This is a genomic window from Leucobacter shiyiweii, assembly GCF_052446065.1.
In the GTDB taxonomy this organism is placed as follows: Bacteria; Actinomycetota; Actinomycetes; order Actinomycetales; family Microbacteriaceae; genus Leucobacter.
The window spans coordinates 1017011-1029205 of record NZ_CM127080.1 but is presented as its reverse complement, the minus strand read 5'-3'; the positions used below and the strand labels follow the sequence as shown (position 1 = coordinate 1029205).

At 63.6% G+C, this 12195-nt stretch carries 14 protein-coding genes; 6 read left to right on the top strand and 8 right to left on the bottom strand.

Annotated elements, in window-relative coordinates; genetic code table 11:
* The first annotated feature begins 100 nt into the window (after window positions 1–100).
* Genes ACTNFJ_RS04820 through ACTNFJ_RS04810 form a run of 3 tightly spaced genes read left to right on the top strand, consistent with a single transcriptional unit; the run spans window position 101 to window position 2533 of the window.
* The gene (locus tag ACTNFJ_RS04820) at window positions 101–925 is read left to right on the top strand and encodes an SGNH/GDSL hydrolase family protein (RefSeq protein WP_435907423.1); all 825 of its coding nucleotides are present in this window, start codon (window positions 101–103) and stop codon (window positions 923–925) included.
* A gap of 60 nt (window positions 926–985) precedes the next feature.
* Window positions 986–1318: a GerW family sporulation protein gene (locus ACTNFJ_RS04815; RefSeq protein WP_435907391.1), complete on the top strand. Its 333-nt coding sequence runs from the start codon at window positions 986–988 to the stop codon at window positions 1316–1318.
* Between the two features lie 45 nt (window positions 1319–1363).
* Entirely contained in the window at window positions 1364–2533 is a 1170-nt protein-coding gene (locus ACTNFJ_RS04810) for a glycoside hydrolase family 3 N-terminal domain-containing protein (protein ID WP_435907392.1), read from the top strand.
* A 2-nt stretch (window positions 2534–2535) separates the two neighbouring features.
* Here the strand turns inward: ACTNFJ_RS04810 and gluQRS are convergent, their stop codons facing one another.
* Window positions 2536–3519: a tRNA glutamyl-Q(34) synthetase GluQRS gene (gene gluQRS, locus ACTNFJ_RS04805; RefSeq protein WP_435907393.1), complete on the bottom strand. Its 984-nt coding sequence runs from the start codon at window positions 3517–3519 to the stop codon at window positions 2536–2538.
* A 60-nt stretch (window positions 3520–3579) separates the two neighbouring features.
* Between gluQRS and ACTNFJ_RS04800 the strand changes: the two genes are divergently transcribed.
* Complete coding sequence (locus tag ACTNFJ_RS04800) at window positions 3580–5046, top strand: DUF2252 domain-containing protein (RefSeq protein ID WP_435907394.1); 1467 nt, start codon at window positions 3580–3582, stop codon at window positions 5044–5046.
* Here the strand turns inward: ACTNFJ_RS04800 and ACTNFJ_RS04795 are convergent.
* Window positions 5043–5873, bottom strand: a complete 831-nt coding sequence (locus ACTNFJ_RS04795) for an SDR family oxidoreductase (protein WP_435907395.1) — start codon at window positions 5871–5873, stop codon at window positions 5043–5045. The two genes, ACTNFJ_RS04800 and ACTNFJ_RS04795, sit on opposite strands and share 4 nt — an antisense overlap.
* Before the next feature lie 58 nt (window positions 5874–5931).
* On the opposite strand from ACTNFJ_RS04795, the gene pdxY reads away from it, so the two are divergent.
* Window positions 5932–6783, top strand: coding sequence for a pyridoxal kinase PdxY (gene pdxY, locus ACTNFJ_RS04790; protein WP_435907396.1), 852 nt, complete (start codon window positions 5932–5934; stop codon window positions 6781–6783).
* Window positions 6784–6810: 27 nt separating this feature from the next.
* Here pdxY and ACTNFJ_RS04785 read toward each other — a convergent pair whose 3' ends face one another.
* The 4 genes from ACTNFJ_RS04785 to cysK all read right to left on the bottom strand — a co-directional run bounded on the left by ACTNFJ_RS04785 (window position 6811) and on the right by cysK (window position 9467).
* A complete protein-coding gene (locus tag ACTNFJ_RS04785; protein WP_435907397.1) occupies window positions 6811–7368 on the bottom strand; it encodes a DUF4395 domain-containing protein in 558 nt (185 codons plus the stop codon).
* Window positions 7355–7795: a thioredoxin family protein gene (locus ACTNFJ_RS04780; protein ID WP_435907398.1), complete on the bottom strand. Its 441-nt coding sequence runs from the start codon at window positions 7793–7795 to the stop codon at window positions 7355–7357. The genes ACTNFJ_RS04785 and ACTNFJ_RS04780 overlap by 14 nt, the downstream gene beginning before the upstream one ends.
* Before the next feature lie 148 nt (window positions 7796–7943).
* Complete coding sequence (locus ACTNFJ_RS04775; RefSeq protein WP_435907424.1) at window positions 7944–8456, bottom strand: bifunctional nuclease family protein; 513 nt, start codon at window positions 8454–8456, stop codon at window positions 7944–7946.
* Window positions 8457–8510: 54 nt separating this feature from the next.
* On the bottom strand, window positions 8511–9467 hold the full coding sequence (gene cysK / locus ACTNFJ_RS04770) for a cysteine synthase A (protein WP_435907399.1): 957 nt from the start codon (window positions 9465–9467) through the stop codon (window positions 8511–8513).
* Between the two features lie 187 nt (window positions 9468–9654).
* On the opposite strand from cysK, the gene ACTNFJ_RS04765 reads away from it, so the two are divergent.
* Complete coding sequence (locus ACTNFJ_RS04765; RefSeq protein ID WP_435907400.1) at window positions 9655–10164, top strand: hypothetical protein; 510 nt, start codon at window positions 9655–9657, stop codon at window positions 10162–10164.
* Between the two features lie 87 nt (window positions 10165–10251).
* Here the strand turns inward: ACTNFJ_RS04765 and ACTNFJ_RS04760 are convergent, their stop codons facing one another.
* Together ACTNFJ_RS04760 and ACTNFJ_RS04755 are read right to left on the bottom strand one after the other, a co-directional pair.
* On the bottom strand, window positions 10252–11049 hold the full coding sequence (locus ACTNFJ_RS04760; RefSeq protein ID WP_444711795.1) for a M15 family metallopeptidase: 798 nt from the start codon (window positions 11047–11049) through the stop codon (window positions 10252–10254).
* Window positions 11046–12023: a hypothetical protein gene (locus ACTNFJ_RS04755; protein WP_435907402.1), complete on the bottom strand. Its 978-nt coding sequence runs from the start codon at window positions 12021–12023 to the stop codon at window positions 11046–11048. Before ACTNFJ_RS04755 ends, ACTNFJ_RS04760 begins: the two co-directional genes overlap by 4 nt.
* Between the last annotated feature and the right edge of the window lie 172 nt (window positions 12024–12195).

Genomic DNA, 12195 nt, shown 5'->3' with positions numbered 1-12195 from the left:
CGCGACACAGACTCAGGGGGCAGTACGGGTGACTAAGGATTTATCAAACGAGGCGGCCGAGCACGTCGATCGCACCCCATTCGCCGAGCACGAGAGTCGGATCGACCCAGCAGCATCTGGCGAACCCGCCGTCCCTGCTCTTCCCTGGTCCAGGTTTGTTGCGATTGGCGACTCTTTCACCGAAGGGGTCGGAGATCCGGAAGCCGACAGCCCCGGGGGCCTGCGCGGCTGGGCCGACAGGTTCGCGGAGGTTTTGGGTAGCTATAGCGATGATTTTGCGTACGCGAACCTTGCGGTGCGGGGCAAACTGATCCGTCAGATTACCGAGGAGCAGCTGGGCGCGGCCATCGATCTGCGCCCCGATCTCGTGAGTGTGTGTGCGGGCGGGAACGACGTGATTCGACCCGGTTCAGACCCCGATGGGGTCGCCGTGCAGCTAGAGTACGTGCTCCGCAAGCTGCGCGAGACCGGCGCTACGGTGATGGTCTTCACTGGTGTCGATGTTGCGTTCCAGCCAGTATTTCGCTCGATTCGCGGCAAGGTAGCGATATACAACGAGAATGTGCGGAAAGTTGCGCAGCGCCACGACTGCGTGGTCGTTGACCAATGGGCTATCGAGGAACTGCAAGATACGCGGTACTGGGCCGATGATCGACTGCACCTCAATGCACTGGGGCACCACACCATCGCCCGTGCGGCGCTTGCCGCGCTGAACGTTCCGAACGACCTTCAGCCACTCGATCCACCGCCTCTTTCCCAGCGCAATTGGCGACGTGCGCGAAGTGAGGATGTGGTGTGGGCGCGGCAGCACCTGATGCCCTGGGTGATTCGCCGCCTGAAGCAGCAGTCGTCGGGCGACAATGTGGTAGCGAAGCGACCCGCGGCTTCGGGCGTGTCCAGCCGAAGACACGCCGAGCCTGAGTAGGTGCTGGCCGATCCCCATTCGAACCTCTGATCTGAGGCCGAACTGGCGTACGCTATGAATATGCCCAACCTCACACAGCAGATCGCAGATTCCGTTACTTCCATCGGTGTACGTGCCGCCTACGGCGAGCCCGTCGAGATTGATGGCACGACGATCGTGCCGGTCGCCGTCGTGGGCTATGGCTTTGGTGCCGGCGAGGGTGACGCTGGCGACTCGGGCGAGGGCGCCGGCGGTGGGGGCGGCGGCTACGCGGCTCCGGTCGGCGCTTACGTCACACGCGACGGGTACACGCGGTTCGAGCCGAACACCATCGCCTTGATCACCGTCGCGATCCCCTTCGTGTGCGTCGCCGGTCGAGCACTCGCTCGCGTGGTGCGCGCACTCAAGAAGTAGCTGCGCACGCCCCCGGTGACCCGACGCACGCGGTCTCGTAAGCGCATGAGGCTCGCCAGAATCGCCGCGTGCGCATCTACTGCGATGCTGCTCGCGCTGACCTCGTGCGCGACGGCGCCCGGAGCAACCTCCGCACCGACCGTGACGCCCGCGCCGGAGCTCACGGTGACACCCATTCCGCCGACTCCCGAAGAGTTGCGCCGAGAGCGTGCCGTCGAGCTCGTCGAGGGCTGGTCGATCAGGGAGCGCGCGGCAAGCGTCATCATGGCAACAGCACCGACGACCGATCCGGCGGTCGCTGCCGCATTCGTGCAGCAGTTCGGACTTGGCGGCTTTATCGTGATGTCTCCCAACGTATCGGGCGACCCGACACAGCTCACGGAACTCACCGCGGCGCTCGTGAGCGATCCGGAGTTGCCACCGCTCATTGCGATCGATCAGGAAGGCGGCACGGTTTCACGACTGCCCTGGGATCCCTTCCCCGGCGCAGACACGCTCAAGGGCGTGGATCCCGCCGAAACTGCCGCGGCCTTCGCCGGCCGGTCCGCGCTTCTTCGCGAAGCGGGCGTCAACGTCAACTTTGGCATTGTCGCCGACGTCGCGCCCGACCCGCAAAGCTTCATCTACTCGCGTCAGCTCGGTGTGGGATTCGAGGACGCAGCCGCACGTGTCACCGCTGCGGTGTCTGGCGAGCAAGAGATGCCCGGTCTCTCCTCCACGCTGAAGCACTTCCCCGGCCACGGCGCCGCACCGGGTGACTCTCACGCGGGGGTGCCGACTACCGAGCTCTCGAAAGAAACCTGGCGATCCACTCACGCACTTCCCTTCGCTGCGGGCATTGAGGCTGGCGCACGACTACTGATGTTTGGGCACCTGGCATACCACGCAGTGGATCCCACCCCTGCCTCCCTCTCCCCCACCTGGCACGCAGTCGCGCGTGACGACCTCGGTTTCACTGGGGTGATCGTGTCCGACGACCTGGGCATGCTGCTGGATTCCGGACTGGCAGAATACTCCGATCTCACCACGGTGACCATCTCGGCACTAAGCGCGGGCACCGACCTGGCGCTCCTCGTGCGTGGTTCCGATCCGACGAGTGTGGCCGCGGTCATCGACGGCATCGTCGCGGCGGTCGATACGGGGACTCTTGCTCCCGAGCGCCTGTACGATGCGGCGATACGTGTGGCGATGCTGCGTCTAGAACTCGCCAGCTGAGTTCACCCGGTGTACACCCAGGGATCTCGTGGAACCCGCGCGAGATCGAATCGTTCACGGAGCTGACCCATCGTGACGGCCTCCCCCTTCTCAGCGAGTCCAAGCGAGGAAGCAAGCAGTGCGCGCACCCGATCCGCACTGATGCCCGATTCAGTCAAGTCTCTAAGCGTCACCGCACCGTCGCGTTTCGCGAGTCTTGCCCCGGTTGGCCCCAGCACGAGTGGCACATGCAGGTACTCAGGAGTAGGAAGTGTCAGCAGCTGCTGCAGGAGAATCTGACGAGGTGTCGAACTTGCAAGGTCATCGCCGCGCACGACCTGATCCACCCCCATCGCAGCGTCGTCGACAACCACCGCGAGATTGTATGCGACCGCACCGTCTCCTCGGCGCAGCACAAAGTCGTCAACGATACCTCCTACTGTGCCGAGGATCCGGTCGCTGAAGCTCGCCTCCCGCGCACCGTCTGGCGTGCGCAGCCTGAGAGCAGGTAGCCGGGGCGCGATCTCAGCCTGGGCGGCGGTTCGCTCGTCGTCACTCCGGTCGCGGCAGGTGCCTGGATAGGCGCCCGGCGGAGCGTGCGGCGCCGAGGGTGCTTCGAGGATCTCACGTCGGGAGCAGGTGCACTCGTATACCAAGCCGGCATCTCTGAGCAGCTCGATTGCTGCCTCGTGCGCGCGTGCCCCCTCGCTCTGGATTACCGGTTCGCCGTCCCAGTCGAGGCCAAGTGCTCGGAGATCGAACAGCTGCCGTTGCGCCGCGCCCGCGTCGCGTGCACGGTCGAGATCCTCGATCCGCATCAGAAATGCGCGATTGCTCGCACGCGCACATAACCACGCAAGCATCGCGGTACGGAGGTTGCCAAGGTGGAGGTCTCCGGAGGGGCTCGGCGCGTACCGGCCTGCGCCGCCCACGATGCTGCCATGGATCCGGGTATCGGTAGTGTTCCCCGCGCTCTCGGGACTCCCGGTGCCCCGTCCACTCTCCATTCCATCATCTTTTCATAGCCTCTCGCCTACCATCGCCTACTTGCGGTGCCAGAATGAATCATGCGCACTGAAGCGGAACACGAACTGCAAAATCACGACTCGAATTCGATCGACCGAGCCGTCGACAGCCCCCACTTCGTTCCTGCGGTGCCTAACGAGCGGTGGCATCCCCTCGACTCCGTCGCCGAGCGGATCCAAGCTGGTCGCCGGCTACGACAGCGAATTCCACGCCGCTCGCTCGCGAAGATGTCAGCGGGTGCGCGCGATCCACTGTCGATTCTTGACGAACAGAACGCGACTCGTGTGCCTGAACTCGTGCCGCTGCGTGCCGAACGGATGGCTGCGAGTCCCTTCGCCTTCTACAGGGGCACCGCCGCGATTATGGCGGCGGATCTCGCGGCAGACGCCCACAGTGGTATTGTCATGCCCGCATGCGGAGACGCGCACGTGGCGAACTTCGGCTTTTATGCCTCGCCGCAGCAGACACTCGTATTTGACCTGAACGACTTCGATGAGGCGGCGTGGGCCCCCTGGGACTGGGACCTCAAGCGGCTCGTAACCAGCGTGATCATCGCGGGGCAGGCAACTGGACGCGATGAGGCGGCGACGAACTCGGCCGCGCTCGGCGCCGTTCGCGCCTACGCAGTCACTCTGCGAGCGAGCACGCGGTTGAGTCCGCGCGCACGGTACTACCAGCACTTCGAAGCGGAGGCTGGCCTCGGTGCGTTGGCACCGGAATCAGCACGGGCGCTTCGCAGGGCCATCAGGCAAGCTAAAAAGCGCACCGGCGAGCGCGCAGCGAAGAAGCTGACCACGGTCGATCCCAGCGGTCGACTGCGTTTCGTCGAGCATCCACCGACCATGGTCAGGTCGGACAGCGCGATGCAAGAGCGCGTACATCACCATTTTCGACGGTACCTCGAAAGCGCTAACACCGATATCCGACTCCTCATGCGCAACTATGCCGTCTCAGACTTCGCCAGGCGCGTCGTGGGGGTGGGAAGTGTCGGCACGAGGTGCGCCCTGTTGCTCCTCCAGGATGGTGATCAGAATCCGTTGATTCTGCAGTCGAAGGAGGCGAATCGCAGCGTGCTCGAGCAGTACGGAGGTATTCCGCAACCGCGAGTCCTCCGCGAAAAAGTTGCCAAACACGGCGAGGGCGAACGGGTGGTGGCACTGCAGAGAATCCTGCAGTCCGTCTCCGACCCGTTTCTCGGGTTCCTGCGTGGCGAGGGCGTTGATGTGTACGTGCGTCAGTTTCACGACATGAAGGGAGGCATCGATGCCGAGACACTCGACGACGAGCCTTTCCACACTTACGCACAGGCTTGCGCCGTGACATTAGCGCGCGCACACAGCCAGTCACCCTTTTCGGTAATCGCCAGCGGTTACGTGGGCGGTGGGCGCGTGCTCGGCGAGGCGCTGCTGGAGTGGGGACACGCCTATACGGAGCTCTCACGCTCGGATTATGAGAGGTTCGTCGCCGCGCGGTCCGCGGTTCCCGCTGCTGCTATCCAGCGACCTTAGTCGAGGAAGATGTCGGGAAAGAGCTCACCGTCGGGCGTGCCCGGCACAGCCGCGTAAACCGAAAAGTCGGTGACACCCGCAGCCTCCAGAACGTCCTCCACGATGAGCGTCTGACCGGTCCGCTCGACCGCGGGGGAAACGAGCACCGCATACGCAGCGTCAGCGTAGATCTCGGGCGTGCGCGAGGCCGCCATCACCCGGTCGCCGCCCAGCAGGTTCTGCACGGCGGCCGTCGCGATCGTCGTGCGCGGCCAGAGCGTATTGGCGGCAATGCCGGTGCTGGCAAACTCGGCGGCAATGCCCAGCGTCGCGAGCGTCATTCCGTATTTGGCGAGTGTGTACCCGGTGTGCGCCCCGAGCCATTTCGGGTTGAGATTAACTGGTGGCGACAGCGAAAGGATGTGCGGGTTCTCGGCATCTCGCAGCGCCGGAATCGCAGCGCGTGACAGCATGAACGTGCCCCGAGTATTGACGTCTTGCATGAGGTCGTACTTCTTGGGCGCAATATCGAGCGTGCGAGAGAGATCGATGACGCTCGCGTTGTTCAACACGATATCTATGCCGCCAAACGCCTCAACCGTCTGCGTTGCAGCTGCGGCAACGTCCTCGTCACTGCGCACATCACCCAGAATCGGTAGGGCCTTGCCACCGGCTGCCCGAATCGCATCCGCGGCAGTGTGAATCGTACCCTCGAGCCTGGGGTGAGGCGTATCGGTCTTTGCCAGCATCGCGATGTTGGCACCGTCTGCGGCCGCGCGCAGCGCAATCGCGAGGCCAATGCCCCGGCTTCCGCCCGACATGAGCAGGGTTTTTCCTTTGAGACTCACTGAGGTCACCTTTCGAGTATCGACGTTTCGATTCTGTCAGTCGTGGCAGAATCGATCTATGCGCATTCTCTCGATTCAGAGCTCAGTTTCCTACGGCCACGTCGGCAATTCGGCAGCTGTGTTTCCGCTGCAGCGCATGGGCCACGAGGTCATGCCGGTCTACACGGTAGTTTTTTCGAACCACACCGGCTATGGATCATGGGGCGGGCCGCTGCTTACAGGCGACAATGTGCGCGACATCGTGCGCGGTATCGACGACCGCGGAGGCCTCAATGACGTGAAACTCGTGCTCTCGGGGTATCAGGGCGGAAACGACATCGGCGACGCGATTCTCGACGCGGTCGCTCTCGTGAAGCAGCGCAATCCCGAAGCCATCTACGCGTGCGACCCGGTGCTCGGCAGCGCCTCCTCGGGCTGCTTCGTGGCCCCCGAGGTGCAGTCGCTGATTCGCGACCGCGTGGTGCCACAGGCCGACCTCATCACCCCCAATCAGTTCGAGCTCGGCTTCATCACAGGCACCGATCCACTCACCCTTGAAGACACGCTGGCAGCGGTGGATCAGGTTCGTGCGCAGGGCCCGAAGACCGTGTTGGTAACAAGCGTCATGCGCCCCGACCGGCCCGAGGGAACGATCGAGATGCTGGCCGTGAACGGTGACGGTGCGTGGATCGTGCAGACGCCGCACCTTCCGTTCAAAGCGAACGGTTCGGGCGACGTGACGACCGCGCTGTTCGCGACTCTGCTGCGAGAGTCGGACGACCTTGCCGGAGCGCTTGCCCGCACCGCAGCGAGCGTGTTTGAACTGCTGGAAAACACGATCAACTCGGGTGAGCGCGAACTTCAGCTCATCGAGTCACAAGATGCCTACGTGCAGCCAAAGCACCACTTCGAGGTGCGCCAGGTTCGCTAGCGGATCGTCGCGCCCGCGCGCAGGTCGCTACTCAGCGCCTGCGGGCAGCTTCGAGCGGATCACGCCCGCGCGAGTCAGCAGCAGATACAGCTCACAGCCGAGGCAGAACCCCACCGCCGCGTTCAGCGCGGCAGCGAGGAACGCCGCAGCACCAGCGATGACGAGCGCCCAAGGCACGCCCACGAGGTGAAACACGAGTCCCACACCGACGACGAAGAGGCCGACGCCCTGCGCGAAGCGCGGCGGCCTCGGGTCTTCCCAGTCGATGGGGGCAGAGAGTCTCGGTTGCACCGCAGCACGGAACAGCGCCTGAATGGGCTGAGTGCGGGCCGAGACGAGCGACCACACGAACAGCACGGCAGCCAGAGCGAGCACGAGGAATCCCGGATCGAGCGCGCGCTCTGAAACCGAGGCCGCACCGAGCCCCCCGCCCGTCGAGACTCCGATGAGTGCGAGAAACACACCGATGAGCAGCAACACCGAGGTGACTGCCGCACCAAACCGGGGCCCGCGCGGATCAATCGCTCCCTGTGGCCGAGCGGGGCGTGTCGTTTCTTCCTGCCCGATGTGACTATCGTGCGACACTGACGCCTCCGATGACTGATTCAAGTTGGTCTGTGAGTGCCTGTCGGGTGATCGCCCCGGTCAGCCGGGAGCGGGGACGCCCAGCATCGTCGAGCACCAAGACCGTCGGAGTCTGCAGCAGGTTATACGCACGAGCCAGCTCGGGCCGGTGGGTGACGTCGACGTGCACAAAGGCCACTTCTGACTGCTCCTCGACCAGGCCAGTAATCGTTCGCCGCACGCCCGGGCATCGAGAACACATCTCGGTGCTGAATTGAACGATCGTGGCCCTGTCACCCAGACGCTCAAGACCGAGTGCCGCGATGTCTACCCGTCGCTCCTCAGAAACGGCGCGGACCCGGCTGGCTTTCCGCTTCACGCATACGCCGAGCACAGCAGCCAGTAGCACGAGAACGCCGAGCGCGATCAGTGCAAGCGTGACATCCATATGTCCAAGGTTAAAGGCCTGGGGTAGCTCGCCCAAGCCAATTTGTCACAATTGGCAATATTTACCATAACTTCACAGCATGCGTTGAAGATCGATCGTACTTGGTCGTTCCGAAGCCATAGCGGGTCTCTCCGCGCGCTCGTGAGAGCTACTCGCCAAAGTCCTCAGGATTCACCGTGTCGAGAAAGGAGCGGAACTCTTCCAGCCGCTCCTCTTCGTCACCCTCCCCCGGCTCACCCGACTCATCAGATCGAGAGGTGACGGTGTCTTCTATGCCAGCCTCCTCGAGCACCGTGTCCGCAACATGCATGGCGGCTCCGGTGCGCGAGGCAAGGGCGATGGCATCAGAAGGTCGCGCATCGACAACGTGCTCGCCATCGGCACCTTCGAGGTACACCACCGCATAGAACGTGCCGTTGTCAATACTCGTGATCTCGACGCGGTCGACCCGCGACCCGAGCACATCGATCACCGAACGCAGCAGGTCGTGCGCGAGTGGACGAGGCATCTGCACGCCCTCGACGGCCACGAGGATCGAGGTGGCCTCCTGTTCACCGATCCAGATGGGCAAGATCTTGCCTTCGCCCGGCTCCGCGCCCTTCGGTTTCAGCAGGATCACCCGCTGCCCGCTTGAATCGATCGCTACGCCGATGACGTGCACTTCACTCAAGAGCATCTCCCCTCGATGGCGATGGCAGGTTCGGCATGACCCAGACTACGCCTCTCGGACGTGGGCGAACAGTTCGGTGCTGAGGTACCGCTCACCGGTGTCGCAGAGCATCGTGACGATCGTCTTGCCCGCGTTCTCGGGACGCTCGGCCAGTTCCTTGGCGGCCGCCAGGTTCGCACCGCCCGAGATACCCACGAGCAGCCCTTCGTTCGCGAGTGCCGCCCTAGCGGTCTCGATGGCGAGATCCTGCGGGATGCTGAGGATCTCGTTCGCGAGCTCGATCTCCAGCACCGGTGGGAAGCCGTTACCTCCGATGATGCCCTGAATCTTGTGCGGATGGAATTCGCCACCCGTGAGCACCGGGGCCTCGGCTGGCTGCACGGCTACCAGCTCAATCTCCGAGTTCTGCGAACGGAGGTAGCGTCCCACCCCAGTCAGGGTGCCACCAGTTCCGACCGTCGATACAAAGATGTCGACCTTTCCCTCAGTCGCATCCCAGATCTCGGGGCCGGTGGTGCGTTCGTGCACCGCAGGGTTGGCGTCGTTGCCGCCCTGCCCAGATAGGAAGGCGCCTGGGGTGCGTTCCAGAATCCGCCCTGCCTCCTGGTTTGCGCCGGCCATCGCCTCAGGGCCGGGCGTGAGTACAAGTTCGGCACCCAGCGCGCGAAGCAAGGTTCGGCGCTCCTCTGAAACATCGTCAGGCATCACAATGATGACCTTGTAACCCTTGACCGCGCCGATCCAAGCGAGAGCGATGCCAGTGTTCCCACTCGTCGCCTCGAGGATCGTGCCGCCGGGCTTGAGGCGCCCGTCGGCCTCCGCCGCCTCAACGATCGACAGTGCCGTGCGATCCTTGATGCTGCCGCCCGGATTGAACGACTCAAACTTGCCCAGCACCCGGGCACCACCCGAGGCGACGAGGCGGTTAATCTGCACGAGCGGTGTCGCGCCGACAAGTTCGGTGATGTCTTTCGCGATCTGCGGCTTCGACACTGTGCTCATCGTGCTCTGTCCCCTTTGAAGTGGCGAATCGCCGCTCAAACAGCGACATACACATTATGTTCTCAAATTTCAGCGCACCGCAGCCACGAACCGCGTAACGCGGGGACATGCCCGGAGCACAGTTGCTCATGCGGCGGAGGTTCGAGCGGGTGATTCCCGCGCCACCTGCGGCCGATATTCTTTGGGAGTGACTGACTCTCTCGCCCGCAGCAACAGAATTGAACGCACGCTACTTTCCGAGGGCGCGATCTATGGTCTCGTGCTGGTTGCAGGCATGATTGTAGTGAGCCGAAATCTCGCAGGCAGTTCCTGGGATGCGCTCAACACCGTGTTCGCCACGGTAATTGTGTTCTACGTCGCTCATGTCTTTGCTGACACTCTCACCGGCCTGACAGCTTCGGACGGGCATAAGCGCACGTTCAGAGAATCGTTTCGCCACGCGATCCGCCGCTCAGTTGGGATGTTGGGCGTCGCGGTTGTGCCACTCGTCGTACTCGGGCTAGGAGTGACCGACCTGATGGATGATGCAGATGCCGTCTGGCTCGCCCTCTATGTTGACGTCGGGCTGCTGGGTGCAGTGGGTTGGTGGATCACGGCTACGCGTTCCCCGAACTTTTGGGTGCGGGTAGGGGGTGCACTACTCACAGCGGCACTCGGCGGCGTGTTGATTGTGCTCAAGGCCGTGATCCACCACTGAGCTCGGACGGCACGTGCGCCGAACCGCGGACCACTTGCCGAAAACCGCGACCAGTCGCACTGATCGGCAACCTCCTACTCCCGCGACTCAGCCGCAGGATTCGAGTGCGAAATCGAGGCGTTCGGCGCCTTCGGGCACCGGGTACGAGAAATGCCACCATTCTTGCGGATACGGCGCGAAGCCAGCATCGATCATCGCCTCACGCAGCACTGTGCGGTTCTGAAACTGTTGAGGTGTGATGCCGTCGAATTCGTAGTGCGAGCGCTCATCGAAAAGATCGAACGCGCCGCCCATATCCAGTGGATCGCCATTCGCCAGCGAGACGAGCGTCAGATCAACGGTGCCTCCCAGCGAATGTCCGGATTGCTCGGCAATGTAACCGAGTTCGAAGAGCTGCTCCTTTTCGAAGGTCGGGTAGTACTCCTCGCGCGTGCGATCGTCATCAGTGTGCGACCAGGCAACGAAATCAGCGACAGCTCGGGTGGGGCGGAAAGCATCGAATACCAGTAAGCCGAGACCTTTCTCGGCAAGCGATGCCTGCACGTTGGAAAGCGCCTCGGCTGCGTCGGCGCGCAGCACCGCGGTGCCCGCGCGTTCGTAACCGTCGACGCTCTCGCCGGTGAAGTTATCGGTGGTTGCGTACTTCAGCTCGACACTGATCGACGCGTCGACAGTGTTGAGGTAGGCGAAGCCGTCGGGCAGCGCCGGGCAGCTGGCGGCATCGACGGTTGCGGGTGACGGAGCAACCACTGCGGAACTCGCGTTATCGGACGACGTTCCCGCGCAGCCCGTGACGGCCAACGCTCCGGCAAGCAGGAGGGCGGTGAGAGAGGCGGACGCGGGAGGAATGAGGCGGATTCGACGCATATTCTCACGGTAGGTCATGGTGCGTCGTTTTCTACCGCGGCACCCTGAGATCCCTTCCGCCGGAAGACCGCGTTGCCTGCGGCAGATACCTTCCCTTTCACCGCGCCCCCGAAGGCCGATAGGCCACCACCCGCTGCCTTCAATGCCCTCATCGCGCGCGAGGGTTCACCCTCGATCTTCTCTGGCTTGCGAAATTCGCGCAGCGATTCGGGAAACTCGAGTGGTGTCTCCGGAAACGCGACATGCGCGGCTTTCACCACGTCGCGCCCGAACGTGAAGCTGCCGAGTCCGCCGATAACGGCTCCCACGCCGAAGGGCACCGCCTTGCCGAGCATTCCGGCCCCGAACCGAGCGCTCTCCTGGAGCGCCTGGCGCACGAGTACCGTGGTGAGCGGCGCGAGCGCCGAGTCGGGCAGCTGCTGCGTGAGCACTGTCCCCCACCCACCCGGGATCACTTTGGAGAGGGTACCTTGCGCCACGCTGCGCGCCTGATCCACACTGCCGGCGCCCGCGGCCTGCGCAACGAGCTTCGCGACCTTGCTCTGTGACTTCTGCCCGAGCAGCATGCCGAAGATGAGGGGACGGGCCCGATCCGCATCGCGCACCTCGATGCCGTGCAATTCGCTGGCGGCGAGCACAAAGAGCGCGCTGGTTTCGGTGAAGAACACGAGGTCGGCGGCTCCCAGACCGAGCGCGAGCGGAATACCGACTGCGGGGATCGCCGCAGAGGCCCCCACCCCGGTACTCGTCGCGGTGACGGTGGTCACGTATCGTTTCTCGAGTTCTTTGAGGATCTGTGCGGGGGTGGCGTTGGGCTTTTCTCGGCGCAGCGACTTCAGCAACTCAAGCACCACCGGCCGTTGCACCGAGATCGCCTGGAAGAGCCTGGCCTGCATCCACTCTGAGCGGGAGAGATTGCCCGCGGGTTCAGCTGCGATGTCGAGCGGCCCGTGACCCGCTGGTGAGGGAGTGTTCGCACCGGTGTTGGTCATGTGTACTCCGATCAGAGGCCGCAGGAGCGCAGGATCCCATGCGCGTGCGGTGCACCTGACACTACCGAAGGCTGTATTCCCTCGCTATTCATTCCCCCGCGTCGGCTGTGATCAAGAAGAGAGTGCCCACATCAGCGGCAGGAATCAGAATGGAAGCCAGACGTTGGATCGC

What these genes read in the sequence shown, in the direction of transcription:
- ACTNFJ_RS04815 (WP_435907391.1), top strand. Translation starts at nt 986, where the DNA reads ATGCCCAACCTCACACAGCAGATCGCAGATTCCGTTACTTCCATCGGT.
- ACTNFJ_RS04810 (WP_435907392.1), top strand. Translation starts at nt 1,364, where the DNA reads ATGAGGCTCGCCAGAATCGCCGCGTGCGCATCTACTGCGATGCTGCTC.
- gluQRS (WP_435907393.1), bottom strand. Translation starts at nt 3,519, where the DNA reads ATGGAGAGTGGACGGGGCACCGGGAGTCCCGAGAGCGCGGGGAACACT.
- ACTNFJ_RS04800 (WP_435907394.1), top strand. Translation starts at nt 3,580, where the DNA reads ATGCGCACTGAAGCGGAACACGAACTGCAAAATCACGACTCGAATTCG.
- pdxY (WP_435907396.1), top strand. Translation starts at nt 5,932, where the DNA reads ATGCGCATTCTCTCGATTCAGAGCTCAGTTTCCTACGGCCACGTCGGC.
- ACTNFJ_RS04780 (WP_435907398.1), bottom strand. Translation starts at nt 7,795, where the DNA reads ATGGATGTCACGCTTGCACTGATCGCGCTCGGCGTTCTCGTGCTACTG.
- cysK (WP_435907399.1), bottom strand. Translation starts at nt 9,467, where the DNA reads ATGAGCACAGTGTCGAAGCCGCAGATCGCGAAAGACATCACCGAACTT.
- ACTNFJ_RS04760 (WP_444711795.1), bottom strand. Translation starts at nt 11,049, where the DNA reads ATGACCTACCGTGAGAATATGCGTCGAATCCGCCTCATTCCTCCCGCG.
- ACTNFJ_RS04755 (WP_435907402.1), bottom strand. Translation starts at nt 12,023, where the DNA reads ATGACCAACACCGGTGCGAACACTCCCTCACCAGCGGGTCACGGGCCG.